This is a genomic window from Lactobacillus sp. ESL1191 (assembly GCF_058504435.1).
In genome coordinates this window covers 1,344,900-1,362,107 of the sequence record NZ_CP196365.1, presented here as the reverse complement: position 1 = coordinate 1,362,107, position 17,208 = coordinate 1,344,900, and the positions used below count along the sequence as shown (strand labels likewise).

15 protein-coding genes and 1 tRNA gene are annotated in these 17,208 nt (G+C 44.0%); 15 read left to right on the top strand and 1 reads right to left on the bottom strand.

Features of this window, described 5'->3' with window-relative positions; all coding sequences use genetic code 11:
- Positions 1 to 87: 87 nt before the first annotated feature.
- From ACSYSN_RS06805 to ACSYSN_RS06755, 11 genes are all read left to right on the top strand, one after another.
- The gene (locus tag ACSYSN_RS06805) at positions 88 to 1,518 is read left to right on the top strand and encodes an MFS transporter (RefSeq protein WP_491712092.1); all 1,431 of its coding nucleotides are present in this window, start codon (positions 88 to 90) and stop codon (positions 1,516 to 1,518) included.
- Between the two features lie 243 nt (positions 1,519 to 1,761).
- Positions 1,762 to 2,049: a type II toxin-antitoxin system HicB family antitoxin gene (locus tag ACSYSN_RS06800; protein WP_317637271.1), complete on the top strand. Its 288-nt coding sequence runs from the start codon at positions 1,762 to 1,764 to the stop codon at positions 2,047 to 2,049.
- A 321-nt stretch (positions 2,050 to 2,370) separates the two neighbouring features.
- Positions 2,371 to 2,934 carry an aldose epimerase family protein gene (locus ACSYSN_RS06795; protein WP_317637270.1) on the top strand — a complete coding sequence of 188 codons (564 nt, stop codon included), beginning with the start codon at positions 2,371 to 2,373 and terminating at the stop codon, positions 2,932 to 2,934.
- A 111-nt stretch (positions 2,935 to 3,045) separates the two neighbouring features.
- Positions 3,046 to 4,158, top strand: a complete 1,113-nt coding sequence (locus ACSYSN_RS06790) for an LCP family glycopolymer transferase (protein WP_491712091.1) — start codon at positions 3,046 to 3,048, stop codon at positions 4,156 to 4,158.
- Positions 4,159 to 4,451: 293 nt separating this feature from the next.
- The gene (locus ACSYSN_RS06785) at positions 4,452 to 7,424 is read left to right on the top strand and encodes an LTA synthase family protein (RefSeq protein ID WP_491712090.1); all 2,973 of its coding nucleotides are present in this window, start codon (positions 4,452 to 4,454) and stop codon (positions 7,422 to 7,424) included.
- Between the two features lie 261 nt (positions 7,425 to 7,685).
- Entirely contained in the window at positions 7,686 to 8,951 is a 1,266-nt protein-coding gene (tyrS, locus tag ACSYSN_RS06780) for a tyrosine--tRNA ligase (RefSeq protein WP_491712089.1), read from the top strand.
- A gap of 54 nt (positions 8,952 to 9,005) precedes the next feature.
- On the top strand, positions 9,006 to 9,407 hold the full coding sequence (locus ACSYSN_RS06775; protein ID WP_491712088.1) for an NUDIX domain-containing protein: 402 nt from the start codon (positions 9,006 to 9,008) through the stop codon (positions 9,405 to 9,407).
- A gap of 99 nt (positions 9,408 to 9,506) precedes the next feature.
- Positions 9,507 to 9,845 (top strand): heavy metal-binding domain-containing protein, encoded by a 339-nt coding sequence (locus ACSYSN_RS06770; RefSeq protein ID WP_491712087.1) that lies wholly within the window; start codon positions 9,507 to 9,509, stop codon positions 9,843 to 9,845.
- A gap of 66 nt (positions 9,846 to 9,911) precedes the next feature.
- Positions 9,912 to 9,984: transfer RNA gene (locus tag ACSYSN_RS06765), tRNA-Thr, on the top strand.
- 116 nt (positions 9,985 to 10,100) lie between these two features.
- Positions 10,101 to 10,949 (top strand): C39 family peptidase, encoded by an 849-nt coding sequence (locus tag ACSYSN_RS06760; protein ID WP_491712086.1) that lies wholly within the window; start codon positions 10,101 to 10,103, stop codon positions 10,947 to 10,949.
- 29 nt (positions 10,950 to 10,978) lie between these two features.
- Positions 10,979 to 11,632: an HD domain-containing protein gene (locus tag ACSYSN_RS06755; RefSeq protein ID WP_491712085.1), complete on the top strand. Its 654-nt coding sequence runs from the start codon at positions 10,979 to 10,981 to the stop codon at positions 11,630 to 11,632.
- Here ACSYSN_RS06755 and ACSYSN_RS06750 read toward each other — a convergent pair.
- Positions 11,629 to 12,132 (bottom strand): methylated-DNA--[protein]-cysteine S-methyltransferase, encoded by a 504-nt coding sequence (locus ACSYSN_RS06750; protein WP_491712084.1) that lies wholly within the window; start codon positions 12,130 to 12,132, stop codon positions 11,629 to 11,631. The genes ACSYSN_RS06755 and ACSYSN_RS06750 overlap by 4 nt on opposite strands.
- Positions 12,133 to 12,427: 295 nt before the next feature.
- Here ACSYSN_RS06750 and ACSYSN_RS06745 point away from each other — a divergent pair, with 295 nt between their 5' ends.
- From ACSYSN_RS06745 to ACSYSN_RS06730, 4 genes are all read left to right on the top strand, one after another.
- Entirely contained in the window at positions 12,428 to 13,519 is a 1,092-nt protein-coding gene (locus ACSYSN_RS06745) for a BMP family lipoprotein (RefSeq protein ID WP_317637259.1), read from the top strand.
- A gap of 70 nt (positions 13,520 to 13,589) precedes the next feature.
- A complete protein-coding gene (locus tag ACSYSN_RS06740) occupies positions 13,590 to 15,125 on the top strand; it encodes an ABC transporter ATP-binding protein (RefSeq protein WP_491712083.1) in 1,536 nt (511 codons plus the stop codon).
- Positions 15,118 to 16,251, top strand: coding sequence for an ABC transporter permease (locus tag ACSYSN_RS06735; protein WP_491712082.1), 1,134 nt, complete (start codon positions 15,118 to 15,120; stop codon positions 16,249 to 16,251). The genes ACSYSN_RS06740 and ACSYSN_RS06735 overlap by 8 nt, the downstream gene beginning before the upstream one ends.
- Positions 16,251 to 17,207: an ABC transporter permease gene (locus tag ACSYSN_RS06730; RefSeq protein ID WP_491712081.1), complete on the top strand. Its 957-nt coding sequence runs from the start codon at positions 16,251 to 16,253 to the stop codon at positions 17,205 to 17,207. The genes ACSYSN_RS06735 and ACSYSN_RS06730 overlap by 1 nt, the downstream gene beginning before the upstream one ends.
- Position 17,208 lies beyond the last annotated feature (1 nt).

Genomic DNA, 17,208 nt, shown 5'->3' with positions numbered 1-17,208 from the left:
TTTGCTACTTGGCAGCGTAGAAAAAAAGAGTATAATCTATTCTAATAAGGTACCTAACTAAATTAGAAATTAAGGAGATTGGTTTAAATGACAGAAAAGTTGAGTTATCAAACTAACCAAAAGGTGCAAAAAAATCGCTGGTGGATATTAGTGGCAGTAGGGCTGTTTACCTTCATGTCGACGCTTGATGGGACCATTGTCAATATTGCCTTGCCGGTAATCAGCAAGGACCTGCAGATTCCAATGAGTCAATCTGAATGGGTAGTTTCACTATATTTGATTATTGTCTGCAGCTTTATTTTATTTTTTGGGAAATTGAGCGACTTACACGGAAAAATCAAGATTTTCCGCTTAGGAGCAATTTTCTTTATTGCCGGATCACTTTTGTCTGGCTTTAAGGTTAATTTGATATTTCTCTTGGCTGCCCGGGCCCTGCAAGCTCTGGGTGCAGCCATGACGATGGCAACCAATAATGGTATTATTACCGAAATCTTTCCTAATACTGAACGGGGCAAGGCTTTAGGAACTATTGGCTCCTTTGTAGCGCTGGGCTCGATTGCAGGGCCAGGACTTGGCGGCCTGATTTTAAGTCATTTATCTTGGTCATATATCTTCTGGTTGAATGTTCCAGTTGGGATTGTTGCTGCCATCATCGGAGCTATTTACCTGCCAAAGGACATTACCTTTACCAATGAACCACTTGATCGGACCGGTTCGTTTACCTTTGCTTTAGGAATGATTTCCCTGTTTGGCGGTGTCTTTTTGGGACAACAGTTGGGCTTTACTGCTCTCCCTGTCTTAGCAATGCTACTAGTTGGGGTGGTCAGTTTGGTTAGCTTTGTATACGTTGAGAAGCACACCACTAACCCTTTGCTACAGTTTAAACTGTTTAAAAACCCGGATTTTTCAGTCAGTTTGCTGTGTGCATTATTGATTTTTATTACTAATTTCTTCTTTAATGTAGTTACGCCGTTTTACCTGGAAAACGCGCGGCACCTGGCACCGAGCCAGACGGGTTACATCTTAATGATTTTGCCAGTGGTACAGCTCTTTGCTGCGCCAGTTGCCGGGACACTCTCTGATAAGATTGGTCCCAAGTTAATAACCTTTATCGGGTTAGTATTACTGCTAATTAGCCAGATTGGTTACACGATGTGCAACCTCGATTCACCTACTTGGCTTTTTGTAGTCAGCATCGCAATCATGGGCCTCGGCAGTGGTATCTTCAGCTCGCCGAATAATTCTTTAGTAATGAGTTCAGTTGAGCAAAAGGATTTGGGCATTGCTGGCAGTATTAACTCACTTTCCCGTAATTTGGGTATGGTAATTGGGATTTCAAGTGCAACCACAGTTCTTTTTGCTGCCATGAGCCAAGCCAAGGGGGCGCGGGTAACGGGCTATTTGCCCAAGCAGCCGGAAATCTTTATCTACGGTATGCACGTCGTTTTCATTATTTCACTACTTATCTGCTTGGTGACTGTAATTTTGAGTGGCTGGCGGTTATTTAAAAAGAATTAAGTGATCAGGCTTGATCCGTAGGTTTAGGATTTTAAGATTAATCGAAAAAAAGCGCTACAAGTTGATGTAGCGCTTTTTTATTGGTCAATTAAGCTCGTCTTAAAGAAGAGGAGAAAATTATTAAAAAAGGAAAGTGAAAAAATTTTTCTTTGTTAAAACGTAATTTTTCACTAATTTTTATTAAATTTCACTGGTTTTGTTATATGATAGGTAAGAGTACATACAAATTAAGGAGGTTTGTAGATGAAGCACAGAATAGTTACTTATCCCGCCATTTTTCGGCCATTGGGGAATGATGTTTATGTCATTAACTTTCCCGATATTAAGGGTGGCATCACTGAAGGCCAAGGATTGCGTGAGGCAATGAAGATGGCTGCTGATACCCTTGCCAGCCGGTTATATAACAAGACGGACCTGCCCCAGTCGAGTAAAATTAGTGAAGTCGAAGTGCCTAACGATGGCTCCTTTGTTGCGCCAGTTTCTGCAGACCTAACCGAAGCAGCGCACGCGCGCATTAATTATCGAATATAGAAAAAAGTACCCCAATTGCTTGGGGTACTCTTTTTATTAACTTGTTCCAAAAACTAAATTTATAATCCTCGGGAACAATTACATTATAGTATACCAGAGCAAATTTTGCTAATGTTTTGTGCTTTTTCTTTTAGGAAAGTTATTGATAATTGTGTTTTGCCCTAATTATTTTTTGGTCCTAATTAAAGTTTTTGTAGTATAATTCTTTTTCAATAATTTAAATGAAGCTCTTCTAGCTGCCAATTAGTTAGATTTCAAGCGTGAATTGACACCAACACCGATAAAATGCTATTTTCTTAAGAAGAAAGTTTGGAGTGTGCTATGCAAACAATTGAAAATTCTGTTTTGCGCGTGGCCGTTGATGAAAAGGGCGGCCAAGTGTTAAACCTGGTTAACCAAAATAATCAAATTGATTATCTCAGAGACCAGGATACGCGAAAAAATTTAGAGGTTGCCTTTAAGGGGGCGGACCGCAGTGAAAACTGGGCCCAGCTCTTACCTTGGACCGTCATTGATAAGGGGGATGCGCAGGTTAGTTTGGCCTTGATTGATGATAATGACAGTTATCAGAAGTTTCCCTATCACTTTGAAGCAATTTTGACCTATCTATTAGAAGGTAACCGGGTTGAACTCAAGTGTTATTTAAAAAATAACTCACATAAGGATATGCCTTTTTCCTTTGCTTTTACCCTGCCGGTTTTTGCAGGATGGTCAATCACCGAAAGGGTGAATGAACTTGAACTAACACGAGATGAAATAACTTTAAAAGCGGAGGCCACCAACTTTGAGTTGTTAGCTCAAAATGAGCAAATCATTGCTGCCAATGACTCTACTTTGAAAAGTGATGCTAGTGTGGAATTTAAGCTGGCTTTAACGGTGAGCTAAAGTTTAACGATTTTAATAAGAAATTATAGACAAACCGGCAACGGTTTGCTTTTTTGCTATGATATAATCATGTAATTAGTATTAATAATTGATAATTGGTAAATAAAAACGATGGATCATAATGATAATCAGCCCATTCGCAAACGGGTCGCATTACATGCCGAAAAGCATAAGAGGAAGCGGCGGATTTGGGCGTGGGTATTGAGTGTTCTTGCTCTTGCAACAGTGGTAGTTGCGGCCTATTCAGCCTATGTTTATGTTCGCACCAAAAATGCGATTGATAGTACTTATGACAGCAGTAATCACGTTCAAATTAAGCAGGGTGAGTTCAACGGCCAGCGTAAATTTGCGGTTTTGCTGCTAGGGACTGATACGGGTGCGCTGGACCGCACGGAAAAAGTGGGTAATTCCGATACGGTAATCATTGCTGTGGTCAATCCAGAAAAAAAGCGCTACACGTTAATGTCGGTGCCACGTGATACGATGGCCCAGATGGTGGGTGCAGAAACTTTTCAAATCGAAAAGATTAATGCGGCATATCCGCTTGGGGGTGCAGCTATGTCGATGGCCAGCGTTTCAAAACTGGTTAACGTGCCCATCAAGTATTATGCCTTGGTCAACATGAAGGGCATTATGCGGCTAATCCGCTATGTTGGCGGGATTGACATTAGGCCTAACCTCAGCTTTGAGTATGGTGGTTATATTTTTAAGAAAAATCAGTTAACTCACATGGGTGGTGGTGGTGCGTTGGCCTATTCACGGATGCGCTATGATGATCCCAAGGGTGACTATGGTCGCCAACAGCGCCAGCGCCAAGTGATTACAGCCCTGATTCAAAAAACGATTTCACTTAATACATTAACCAAGCTTGATTCAGTTTTGACTTCAATTTCCGGTAATGTTAAGACTAATCTGACTTTTGCCGCGCTCCAGCAGATTGCGTTAAATTATCGTGATACCACTAAGCATGCCAAAAGCGACTACCTGCACGGTCATAATGCTACGATTGACGATGTTTCTTACCAGGTGCAGTCAACCAAGGAATTACAACGGGTATCAGATTATCTGCGTGCGGAGTTAGGCCTTAAATTACTGCCGCTCAAAAACAATGAAACTTACCAGAATAAACGTAATGTGGCGCGCGGCTTTGACTTTAGCAACTTAGCAACACAGGAGTACCACCTTTATTTAGATTATGCTGAACCAAAAGCTGGTGGGAATTAAAGGTGCGCCGCTCAAGTGCTGGCACCACTTAGTTGGCCCAGCGGTTTTTTGCGGACTATCGTTTTAGCTAAAAAACGGAGTATAATATTGTATACTGGTAATAATTGCAAATTTAGTTTTGTGAGTGTTGTAGAATATTGGATAGCACTCTTTTGGTCACAATTTAGCACGGAAACTGCTTTTATGACCTGTTGCTTAAGAATGCTCCTTGAACCTGGATTATGGTATTTTAGATAGCGGGTTTAAGAGGTGTGCGATCGCATCATTAATTTAGTAAGGACATAGACTGGAATATGAATAAAAACAAAAAAACGTTAAAAGCGGTTCAAGTTATTTGCATGCTGGCGGCAACCTTGTTCATGCTAGTGCAGATGTACAGTTTGAAGGGTGTAGCAGCGCAAGCACATTACTCCTTTGTCCGTTTTATGCCTAACATGATGCATAATGCGACTTTGATGATTGTGCCAATGATTTTTGGAGCGGTGTATAGCCGCAAGAAGCAGAGTGCTAGTGAAAGCTATAAGTATTGGCTGCTGGCTATGGCCACCTTGCTGGTCTATTACGTACTCTTCTTCTTTAAGGTGCCAGGACGCTTCAATATGTGGCGGGTGTGGGGCATGCTCTTTCCCATCATTACTAGTACTTCAGTGTTATTTGCTGGATTGTTTTTCAGTTTGTTGGTGCAGTCACATTTATCTGACCTACTGCACAAATTAACTGTAAAGCAGAATCTAATTGTACTGAGTGGGCTCACGTTATTGGGTTTTGCCTTGAGCGCGGGCAACTTATCTTTCAAATACTCCATTTATGGATTATATCTGGTGCTGTTTTTTGCATGGGGTATGTTTTTAGCTGATCTTCCAATCAATGGGAAGCTGTTAACACTCTCATTAATCAGTGGTGTTATCTCTTTCTTGGTGGTGGTGATTGGTGTCTCCGGTTTTGATGCGGTTTACTGGTCACAGATTATCTCTGGTAACGGTGGCGGTGACTGGAACCGGGAATTTTTGAATAACCCGTCTTCGCCCTTTATGTTTTTGCTTGTTGTAGCAATTTTTTTACTGTTTAAAAAGGTCATCATGACCCTTACTAAGAAAGACATGCGGTATTTTATTCCGGTGATCATTTTTATGGATGCACCGATTTCGCCGCGATTTATGAATGACTTTCACTTTACTGGGTCGGGTGCGCTTGACAAGTTAATCATGATTGTGGTCATGACTGCAATTGCCTGGCTTTGGGCGGCAGTGCTGGAGCGCTACTTGTTTAGAATCAAGCCACTGGCTAAGACGATTGACTACTTAGACAATGAACCGAACCTGGCCAAGGTTTGTGAAGCAATCTGGTCGCGGTTCACCCGGTTTGTTGCCAATAACCGGGTTAAGCTGCTTACCTGGGCTTGGTTCTATGTACTCAGTTTTGGCTCCTTTTTAATTGAAGCGGACAATCTGCGCATTCAAATCAGTACTGCTGCTACCATTAATGCAATTGTCTATCTCTTGGGAACGAAATTTTTTGCCATTATTTTGACGACCATCTTTCTTGATGCGCTGTTCTCAATCTTTTACTTTGTGACTACCCGTTACTGGACCTCCAACATGCTGGTTAGCTTGATTGCAATTGGTTGGGCAATTGCTAACAAGATTAAGTTGCTGCTCCGGGGTGAGCCTATTTACCCAACTGAAATCAGTGAAATTGTTAACTGGAAGACCCTGTTGCCAATGGTGGGTAAAACTACCGTGATTGCTATCTTGGTAGCGATTATTGCTGTCATTGTGCTTGATCTCTTTTTGGAGCGCAAGGTTCCGATCAAGAAGCATGGCTCGTGGAAGCGCCGCGGTATCTGGGCTCTGCTCAGCCTGCTGCTGTTTATGACGCCCTTGCGGTTTAACCACGATGGCGGGGTTATTTACCATATTAACCGTGGTTTTGATAACCGGCAACGCTTCCGTAATCCAGAACGTGATATCCAAGTGAATGGTCCAGTTTTAAACTTTCTTAACTACATTGACTTGCAGATTATGGACAAACCAACTGGCTATTCAGCTTCCACTATGAAGCAACTGAATGATAAATATAGTAAGATTGCGGAGCGCATTAACAAGAACCGGAAGAACGATTTGCGCGACCAGACCGTTGTCTTTAACTTAAGTGAAAGTTTTGTTGATCCCAATACTTTCCCGACGATTAGGTTTGACCGTTCAGTTCCTAACCCGGTCAAGTTCATCCAGTCAATGAAATCACGGTCTTCATATGGCACCATGCTTAGCGCCGGTTACGGTGGTGGCACGGCCAACATGGAATGGGAAACGTTGACTGGGCTTAATATGGGCCTGTTTAAGTCCACGTTAACGCCTTATGTTCAGGTTGTCCCTAACTACGACTTTTACCCAACAATTGGGATGAACTTCGATTACCGGTCTGCAGTGCACCCCTTCATTGGTACTTATTACTCAAGGCGTGAAGACTATCACCGGTTTAAGTTTGATAAGTTTGTTTATAGTGGTTCGAAGTACAAGATCATTGACCAAAAGAAATTGGGCAAGAGTGGCTATAACTCTGACTACACTACTTATGCCAATGGTTTGAAGCAAATTAATTCGAGAAAAGATGGCCAATTCATCAACTTAATTTCGATTCAAAATCACATGCCGTATAACAATTGGTATGCTAATAACGAATACATGGGTAAGATTTCAGGAGACTTGTTCAATACACCAGCGGTTCGGGTTCAAATGGCGACCTATGTTAAGGGAACACAATATACTGACCAAGCAGTCAAACAGTTTATTGGCAAAATTGATCGCATCAAGAAACCAATTACGGTAGTCTTCTATGGCGACCACTACCCAAGTGTTGTTTCGCAAAGCTACACGGCCAAGTATCCAGTAGAAATGCACTCAACCCGTTACTTTATTTATTCTAACAAGTACGCTCGTGACCACGGTGCCAAGACCAGATTACCACGCAAGGCCAATAACTTTGTCAGCTCCAGTGACTTCATCGCTATGGTGCTGCAACAGACTGATTCAAAAGTGACGCCTTACCAGGCCCTGCTGACTGAAGTACACAAGAAACTGCCAGCTATTACAATCAACTTTAATGGTGACAAAGGCTATGAGCTAATTGGACGCAAGGGTCAAGTAATCGATCCTAAATACCTGACTAAGAAGCAACAGAAGTTATTGGCCGATTACGAGACGGTGCAGTATGATATGACCGCTGGTAAGGCTTACGGCTTACAGATGAAGGGCTTTTACAAATAGTATTGACTTACCAGTCCAAAATTAGTATGATCACTTAAGAAAAAAACAGTAGTTGATCGACTCAGAGTTCAGAGAACTAGTGGATGGTGCAAACTAGGCAGGTCGAAGCCAACGAATTACGAGCAGGGTGGTTCCCGTATAGACCGTTAATAAGGCCCTTTTTAAGGTGCAAACGTGGGTGGTACCACGGCTAAGAGCAGTAATTTAGTCGTCCCTAGATTCATACCTGAATCTAGGGACTTTTTTATTGGAGGAAAACAAATGGCGAATTTCGATATTTTGGCAGACTTAAAGTGGCGCGGTGCCATTAACCAGCAAACAGACGAAGCGAGTCTTGCTAAGTATTTGCAAGAGCATGATGACCTGGCCTTATACTGCGGAACCGATCCGACCGGCGATTCGCTCCATATTGGCCACTTGATTCCCTTCATGATTCTGAAAAGGTTCCAGCTAGCAGGTTATCACCCGGTAATTGTGATTGGTGGTGGGACTGGCTCAATTGGCGACCCCTCTGGTCGTAAGTCTGAGCGGGTGCTACTGAGTGCTGAAAAGCTGCATCAAAATGAACTGGCGTTAACTGCCCAAATGGAGCGCTTGTTTGGTACAGATAACTTCGAAATCATCAACAATGCGGAGTGGCTTGACCAGATTAGTCTGATTGACTTCTTGCGTGATTATGGTAAGTACTTCCAGGTCAACAACATGCTTAATAAAGATGTGGTGGCGAGCCGGTTGGAACATGGAATTTCTTTTACTGAGTTTTCTTATCAGATTTTGCAGGCTATTGACTTTTACCGTCTTAATAAGGACCACGACGTCCAAATGCAAATTGGTGGCAGTGATCAGTGGGGTAACATTACGGCCGGGATTGACTTGATTCATAAGCTGGCAGGTACAAATCGTCAGGCCTTTGGCTTGACTATACCGTTAATGGTCAAGGCAGATGGAACTAAGTTCGGTAAGTCTGCAGGTGGAGCTGTGTGGCTTGACGCAGAGAAGACCAGTCCCTACGAGTTTTACCAATTCTGGATTAACCAAGATGATCGCGATGTGGTCAAGTACCTGAAGTACTTCACCTTTTTAAGTCATGAAGAAATCAATGAGTTGGAAGAGCAAGTTAAGAGTGAGCCCTGGAAGCGGACGGCCCAAAAGACTCTAGCCCAAGAAGTAACCAAGTTTGTCCACGGTGAGGAAGGACTGCGGGAAGCAGAACTGGTTACTGCAGCCCTCTTTTCAGGAAATGTTAAAGACCTGACCGTTAAGCAGATTGAACAGGGACTCAAGCATGCACCAGCGGCTGAAAAGGATACTACTAGTCAAAATATTATTGACTTCCTTGTTGATATCAAGGTTGAACCGTCTAAGCGGCAGGCACGTGAGGATGTTCAGAATGGGGCAATTTATATCAATGGTGAGCGTCAGCAATCAGTTAATTTTGAGGTTGACCCGTCCAAGGCATTTGATGGCAAATATGTCATTGTCCGCAAAGGTAAGCGAAAGTATACTTTGGTTAGTATTAAGGACTAGGGCATAAGACGCGACCTACAAGTGGTGGTTTTTAACTAAGCAGGAGGCAAGCAGATGCGAGCACGAGTAGTACTTTATAATCCAAAAATGAAGGCCATTCTACTAATTCACCGGATTAAAGCCCAAAGAGCCTACTGGGTACTACCAGGGGGCGGCGCCAAGGGGGCAGAAACGCCTCTTCAAGCGGTAGTACGCGAGGTCAAAGAGGAGTTGGGGCTTAAGCTTGCGCCAACTAGTCTGCAGCAGCTGACTAAGGTAGAGGACCACGGCGAAGAACAGTTGATTTTCTGGGTGGCAGTTGATGTAACTACAGCGCCCAAGATTGGCGGAGAAGAAAGAGATCGAGCTGGTAGCGATAATGTCTATGAGCCAGCATGGGTTGACCTAAACGATTTGAGCAAAATTAACTTGATGCCACCTAAGATTGCTAGCAAGATTATGGCGGTATTGAAGTGAACCAGCTTAACTTATTTTAAGGTTGACAAGTTGGCATAATAAATTCATAATTTAGCTTTAACAAAGTTATTTTAAGAGCCCATTATAGGAGGACAATATATGAGCGATAGTCAACTTTTGGTTACCACTACGGAAAAAATCCCTGGTATCGAATATGAAGTGATTGGTGAAGTTTTTGGTTTGACAACCCAGTCAAAGAATATGTTCAAAGATTTGGGGGCGGGGTTAAAATCAATGGTTGGTGGCGAAATTCGCAGTTATACCAAAATGCTGGAAGAGTCGCGTCAACAGGCTTTAGACCGATTGCGTGCATCAGCTCGTGAACAGGGAGCTGATGCAGTGGTGATGATGCGTTTTGACTCAGGCTCCATTGCCGGCGATATGCAATCCGTTGTTGCCTACGGTACGGCAGTTCGATACACCACGAATGCAGAATAATTAACTATTTAGATCAAAAAAGTATCCACTGTCGCGACGTGGGTACTTTTTTGGTAGAATTGAAGTGCCGCTTTAGCTCAGCAGGTAGAGCACCGCCGTGGTAAGGAGGAGGCCCCCAGTTCAAATCTGGGAAGCGGCTTAACTCAAAGAAACAAGACCGATTATATGGTTGATCCTAATCAAGGTAAGTATTGGCTGCTGGTTAGCAAATTTACGTGGAGCTACCACGTAGTAGTTAAGTAAAGGAGCGCGGAAATGAAAACTTCAAAACTGGTTAAGCTAAGTTTGTTGGTATTAGGAATTGGCTTAGTGATTGGAATAGCTCCAGCCAATCGCGCTACCATCAAGTCAGCCCGAAATTACAGTAGCCGTATAGTCCGAAGTAGCAACTGGAAGTTGTGGGCTGAGCCATATACCCAAGGTAGCCAAACGATGGGGACGACTAGGTCGCTAGCGGGTAAGTTAATGCAACTAGATAAGGTTGCTACCACTAAGAGCGGCACCTACTTTCAAATTAGTCGGCGTGGTCGTACGTATGGGTGGGTAAATGCTGGCGCTTTGACTTTACCGGCCGTTTATAAGTTGCCGTACACCTATACCAGCCAGTTGTATCCCGTTTATGCACCCAATGGGTGTGAAGCGGCTAGTTTGAAAATGGCGTTGTCAGTTAAGGGCATTGCCAGTAAGACGGATTTAAGGTCGATTATTGCTAAGATGCCTCGAGCGGCAAGGCCGACTGCGGGCTTTAATGGTGATCCATACACTAAAAGCCAACCGGGTGAAATTCGCACAATTTATCCTGGGCCACTGACCAACTATGCTAAGACTTATACTAAGCTTGTAGCTAACTTTTCGGGGGCAGGCAAGCAAACTTTGATTACAGAAATAAAGCGCGGCAATCCAGTTATCTTTGCTGGTACATTACATATGCAACAGCGCGGTTCGTATCATGTATTGACCTTGGTAGGATACCAGCCCGGCCGCTTTTTAGTGGCCGATCCCTATATGAAAAAGAGTTCACCCAACAAAGTCTTTTGGCTGTCGACTAGTAAGTTCATGCAGTTGTATCGCAAGCAGCATTCACGGGCCGTGGTTATTCGTTAGCAGTTTGAGTATAAGAAGGGTTGATTAAGGTGGATTTAGTTAAAATAACAGATTTTGTCAAAGTACAATTAAAAAATGAAAAAACCGGTCATGATTTTTATCATGGGCAACGTGTGGCCCACTTGGCTAGTAAACTCTATTTACAGGACAATGCGGATGCACGCCCTAACAGCCGGATGGTAGCAATTATTCAGGCAGCCGGCTACTTGCACGACACAATTGACGAAAAGGTCTGTGCGGACCCTGAGGCGGTTTTGAAGCAGCTTACGGGTTTGCTGGCGCAAGTTGGCTTTAGTGAGTTAGAAGCCAAGGACATCTTGTTCACAATGCAGCACATGTCGTTTGCTAAGAACATTGAGCACCGCTATCAGCTACCCCTGTCCGGTCAATATGTCCAGGATGCAGACCGGATTGAAAGTTTAGGAGCAATCGGAATTGCTCGTGCGTTTACCTTTGGCGGGGCACATGGCAATGTGATTTATGATCCCCAGATTAAACCACAAAAGCTGGTCAGTCACAGTCAGTACCGTAAGCACACGGAAACAACGATTAACCATTTTGATGAAAAGCTATTTCAGTTAGAAGACTTGATGAATACGGTTGGCGGTACCAAGTTAGCACATGATCGGACCGAGTTCATGCGGGCCTTTGTTGCTGAATTCAAGCACGAGTGGGAAGTCTAGCTAGTTTGTCGTTCCAGGCGTAAGAGGGCCCTTTTGCGCTCAATTCCACCAGCATAGCCCGTCAGTGAACCGTTACTACCGATAACGCGGTGGCAGGGAATAATCAAGGTTAGGGGATTGTGGCCAACTGCACCACCAATTGCCTGGGCCTGATTGACCTTGTTCGTCTGTCCTGCTTGCAAGCAATGAGAAAGTTCTTTATAGGTCACTGTTTGACCATAAGGAACTTTTTGTAATTCACCGAGTACTTTTTGGCGAAAAGGCGTAACGTCAAGCTTGATAGGGATAGCGGCCGGATCCGGATTTCGCCCGGCAAAATAGTCATTAAGCCAGTTGACCGCAAGACTTAGTGGTTGGGAAACAACGTTATCAGCTTGCTCCAAGTTGTAATGAGCGCCGTAGTATTTTTGTTCTGCAAACCATAGCCCAAGCAAGTAATAATCATTGCTCAGTAAGGTTATTTTACCCAAGTTCGATTGATAGCTTATTTGGTGCAGCATGGCCTGGCTCCCCCTAAAAATCTTTTACGCAAATAATTTCACTAGTAATTTTAGTCTAATAATGGCCATTTTAATAGCAAAGTGACTAATGAAATTTGTCCGATCACTGGCCGAAAAAATAAAAATTTTAAAATTTTTCGTTGCTGTATACAAAAATTTGCTAGATCTAGCTTACTTTGTGGTCTATACCAATTAAGAACATTGTCACATCAACACTTTATCTTGTGTTCAATTTTTGACATAACCACTAAATGTTGATATTTTAGTAACTGGAATTAAAACCAGGAGGGCAAACATGAAAACTAAAGTTAAGAAGATTTTTTCACTCGCTGCGGTAACCGTTGCTGCGGGAGTGGCACTAACTGCGTGTGCTGGCAGAAAACAGGGTGGCAGTGGTAATTCGAGTGATAGTGCCAAGCATTCGATAGCCTTGATTACTGACACTGCCGGGGTCAATGACAACTCCTTCAACCAGTCTGCTTGGCAAGGCTTTAAGGATTATGGTAAGGAACACGATTTAAAGCGGGGCCGCAATGGTTACCAATACTTTCAGTCTAGTGGAGCCGCTGACTTTGAGCCCAACTTTGACCAGGCTAGCAAGGCTGGTTATCAAACAATCTTTGGTATCGGTTATAGCTTAAAGGATGCGGTTAGTGCAGCTGCTAAGAAGTATCCTAAAAAGAACTTTGTTATTGTCGATGAAGTAATTAAGGGTCAGAAAAACGTTGCTTCTGCTAACTTTAGAAGTGAGCAAGCCTCATATCTGGCTGGTGTAGTCGCAGCAACAGAAACCAAAACAAATACGATTGGCTTCATTGGTGGTGCTCACGGCGACATTATTGACCTCTTTGATGCTGGGTTTACGCGGGGCGTCCACGATCAAGCCAAAAAATTGGGCAAGAAAATTACACTGCTGAACCAGTACGTGGGTGATTTCAAGAGCGCCGACAAAGAAAAGGCCATTGCTCGTTCAATGTATGCTAAAAAGGCTGATATTATCTTCCATGCTTCAGGGTTGGCTGGTAATGGACTGTTCCAAGAGGCCAAAGCCATTAACCAAGATCGTCCTGCTGATAAAAAGGTGTGGGCAATCGGCGTCGACTCAGACCAATCATACCTTGGCAACTATAAGACTAAGGATGGCAAGAAAGACAACTTTGTGATGACTTCAGTTATTACCGGGGTTGATATTGCAACCAAGGACATTTCCGACCGAGCATACCAGGGCAAGTTCCCTGGTGGGCAAAACCTGGTTTATGGGCTAAAGACGGATGGAGTTTCGATCAAGCGGGGAAAAGTTAGTGCTAAGGCCTGGAAGTATTCCCGTGATGCACGCCAAGACATTATAAACGGTAAAATTAAGGTGCCGCTGCACCCGGCTAAATAATAGTAAGTTGCTTTAAAGACTCTTTGTATGCTGATGCAAAGAGTTTTTTACAGAGGAAATTAACAATAATATGAACGAGACGACAAATGTAATTGAAATGCGGCACATCGTCAAGGATTTCAATGGGTTCAAGGCTAATGATGACATTAATTTAACGTTAAAGCAGGGCGAAATTCTGGCTTTACTTGGTGAAAATGGCGCCGGTAAGTCAACCTTAATGAGTATTTTGTCCGGATTGATGATGCCTACTGCGGGTGAAATTAAGGTGCGCGGCCAGGAAGTCGCTGTCAAAAATCCAACTGTTGCCAAAGATTTAGGAATTGGAATGGTGCACCAACACTTTATGTTGATGGATTCCTTTACTGTTCTGGAAAACATTATTCTGGGCCATGAACCAAGCCATGGCCCGAAGCTGGATTTTACCAAGGCCAAGCAGGAAATTGAGGCCTTGTCGGATCGCTATAACCTCAACGTTGATCCGCTCAAAAAGGTAAGTGAGATTACGGTAGCGCAGCAGCAACGCGTAGAAATTCTTAAGATTCTTTACCGCGGTGCTGACATCATGATTTTTGACGAACCAACTGCTGTTTTGACCCCGCAAGAAATTACGGAATTCATCCAAATATTGAAGGAACTGGCCGCTGAAGGCAAGTCCATTATCTTAATTACCCATAAGCTTGAGGAAATTAAGCGGACTGCTGATGAGGTAACGGTTATTCGCGCTGGACAAAGCGTGGGCACCTTTAAGGTAAACGAGGTTTCGGACAATAATTTAGCGGAGCTAATGGTTGGGCGGCACGTCAATATGCAGTTGGATAAGTCCAGCACTGAATTGGGTCAGACCATGCTGAAGGTAGACAAGCTCAAAGTGAAAAATAGGCAAGCAGTTTGGGCACTCAAGGGGCTGTCCTTTGACCTGCGGGGCGGTGAGATTTTGGGTGTTGCTGGGATTGACGGCAACGGTCAGGATGAACTAGTGCGGGCACTAACTGGCTTGCAGCACGTTGATTCAGGGCACGTAATCATTGCTGATCAGGACATGACCAACCAAAATGTGCGTAAAATCACTTCTAGCGGGGTTGCACATATTCCAGCTGACCGCCAAAAATACGGCTTAATTTTGCCATTTTCGGTTGCGGCCAATCTTAGTCTGCAGACCTACTATCAAGCACCGTTTTCAAAGTACAATGTAATGCACCATGAGGTTATTAATAAGTTCGCTGATGATCTTATTGAACAGTATGATATTAGGACAACGGGTAGTGCAGAACCGGTTGGCGACCTATCTGGTGGAAATCAGCAAAAGGTCATTATTGCGCGCGAGTTGAGTCGTGATAGTAACCTGATTATTGCCTTTCAGCCGACCCGCGGTTTGGACGTTGGTGCAATCGAGTACATTCACCAGCAGTTATTGCTTGAACGAGCCAAGGGCAAGGCGATTCTGCTGGTGTCCTATGAATTGGATGAAATTATGCAACTTTCAGACCGTATTATTGTCCTGCATGACGGCACTATTTCGGGTGAAGTAAAGCCGGAAGAAACCAGTGATGAGGAACTAGGCCTGCTAATGACGGGCTTCAAGAAAGAAGGTACAACTCTTGCTTAAAGTGACTCCTAAAACAAAAAGAATTTTGGTGCCCTTAATCTCAATTATGGCGGGTTTTTTAATCGGTGCGCTGATCATGCTAGTGTGGAGTTACAATCCGCTGGACGCTTACACGTCGATGTTTACTAGCGCTCTGGGCAACTTGAACGGGCTTGGTGAGACCATCCGTGAAGCCACGCCCCTGATCTTTACTGCTATTGGCTTTGCCATTGCTTCGCAGGCGGGTTTTTTCAATATTGGCTTGCCAGGACAGGCGCAGGCTGGCTGGCTTGCAGCAATTTGGGTCGTGCTAGCTAATCCGCAACTGCCTAAAGTTATCCTGCTTCCGCTGGCCATTGTTAGCGGCGTCTTAGCTGGTGCTGTAGTGGCAGGACTGGCCGGCGGCTTGCGGGCTCAGTTTGGCACTAACGAAGTAATTACGACGATTATGATTAATTACATTGTCTTGTATACTTGTCAGTACTTAACTCAGCAAGTGATGCCGGCTAGGCTACGCCTAGATATTGACACGACTAAGACCATCAGCGCTAACGGTAGCCTGAAGATTCCTTGGTTGAGTACGATGTTTGGCGATTCGCGGATCAATGCTGGCATCTTCATTGCAATCGTGGCTGTTTTCTTTTACTGGTATCTAATGAAAAAGACGACAACTGGTTTTGAAATCCAGGCGGTTGGAACTAATCCCTTTGCTAGTCGGTATGCTGGCATGTCGACTAAGAAGAATATCATGATCTCGATGCTTCTATCAGGTGGCTTTGCTGGTTTGGGCGGTGTCGTCCAAGGTCTGGGGACTTACCAGAACTACTTTACGCAAACCACTAGTCTTGATATTGGTTGGGATGGACTGTCCGTTGCCCTTTTGGGAGGTGGGACCGCGTTAGGTATTTTGCTGGCCGCCATCTTGTTTTCAATTTTAAAGATTGGTGGTCTAGGCATGCAAACAATTGCCGGGATTCCGTATGAAATTGTGTCTATTGTGATTGCCGCAATCATCTTTTTCGTAGCAATCCAATACGTTATTGGGCTGCTATTTAAGAATAAGCAAACCACCCAAAGCAAGCGCCCGGGAACAATTACCAAAGAATCAGCTAGCCCCCGGCAGGCTAGTGAAGGAGGACAGGTCTAATGAATCTAATGACAATTTTACCCTTATTGGTGTCTTCGACTTTTGTTTACTCCACGCCCCTAATTTTTACTGCTTTAGGTGGGGTATACAGTGAAAATTCCGGTATCACTAACATTGGTCTAGAAGGGATTATGACGATGGGCGCCTTTGCTTCAATTGTCTTTAACCTGACTTTTGCCTCGACTTTCGGTACCCTGACGCCGTGGCTGGGAATTGTGGTTGGTGGTCTGGTTGGCGTTCTCTTTGCCCTCCTGCATGCAGTTGCAACAATCAACTTTCACGCTGACCATATTATCAGTGGAACGGTCTTGAACTTGATGGCCCCGCCACTAGGTGTATTTTTAGTTAAAGCTATTTATGACAAAGGTCAAACGGAAAATATTAGTCAGAGCTTTGGATATTTTAGCTTTCCCGGCTTGGCTAATATCCCGGTTATCGGTCCTATTCTGTTTAAGGATACGTCTGCACCAGCCTGGCTTGCCATTGTCCTAGCATTCATCCTGTGGTGGGTGTTATACAAGACCCGCCTTGGCTTGCGGCTGCGTTCTTGTGGGGAAAATCCACAGGCGGCTGACACGATGGGGGTCAATGTTTACGGTATGCGCTACGCAGGTGTGTTGATTTCTGGCTTTTTGGGCGGCATTGGTGGGGCGGTCTTTGCAGAGGCGATTTCTGGTAACTTTTCCGTTTCTACAATTGCTGGTCAAGGGTTTATGGCCTTAGCCGCGATGATTTTCGGTAAATGGAACCCACTTGGCGCGATGCTTGCTTCACTATTTTTCGGTTTTGCCCAGAGTCTTAGCATTATCGGTAATCAGTTGCCGTTTTTCAACCATATTCCGGCGGTTTACATGCAGATTGCACCATATGTGATTACGATTGTGATACTGGTTTTGTTCTTTGGTAAGTCAGTTGCACCTGCAGCCGACGGCCAAAATTATATTAAGTCTAAGTAGG

Coding starts and splice junctions, on each gene's coding strand:
- ACSYSN_RS06805 (WP_491712092.1), top strand. CDS start 88: ATGACAGAAAAGTTGAGTTATCAAACTAACCAAAAGGTGCAAAAAAAT.
- ACSYSN_RS06800 (WP_317637271.1), top strand. CDS start 1,762: ATGAAGCACAGAATAGTTACTTATCCCGCCATTTTTCGGCCATTGGGG.
- ACSYSN_RS06795 (WP_317637270.1), top strand. CDS start 2,371: ATGCAAACAATTGAAAATTCTGTTTTGCGCGTGGCCGTTGATGAAAAG.
- ACSYSN_RS06790 (WP_491712091.1), top strand. CDS start 3,046: ATGGATCATAATGATAATCAGCCCATTCGCAAACGGGTCGCATTACAT.
- ACSYSN_RS06785 (WP_491712090.1), top strand. CDS start 4,452: ATGAATAAAAACAAAAAAACGTTAAAAGCGGTTCAAGTTATTTGCATG.
- tyrS (WP_491712089.1), top strand. CDS start 7,686: ATGGCGAATTTCGATATTTTGGCAGACTTAAAGTGGCGCGGTGCCATT.
- ACSYSN_RS06775 (WP_491712088.1), top strand. CDS start 9,006: ATGCGAGCACGAGTAGTACTTTATAATCCAAAAATGAAGGCCATTCTA.
- ACSYSN_RS06770 (WP_491712087.1), top strand. CDS start 9,507: ATGAGCGATAGTCAACTTTTGGTTACCACTACGGAAAAAATCCCTGGT.
- ACSYSN_RS06760 (WP_491712086.1), top strand. CDS start 10,101: ATGAAAACTTCAAAACTGGTTAAGCTAAGTTTGTTGGTATTAGGAATT.
- ACSYSN_RS06750 (WP_491712084.1), bottom strand. CDS start 12,132: ATGCTGCACCAAATAAGCTATCAATCGAACTTGGGTAAAATAACCTTA.
- ACSYSN_RS06745 (WP_317637259.1), top strand. CDS start 12,428: ATGAAAACTAAAGTTAAGAAGATTTTTTCACTCGCTGCGGTAACCGTT.
- ACSYSN_RS06740 (WP_491712083.1), top strand. CDS start 13,590: ATGAACGAGACGACAAATGTAATTGAAATGCGGCACATCGTCAAGGAT.
- ACSYSN_RS06730 (WP_491712081.1), top strand. CDS start 16,251: ATGAATCTAATGACAATTTTACCCTTATTGGTGTCTTCGACTTTTGTT.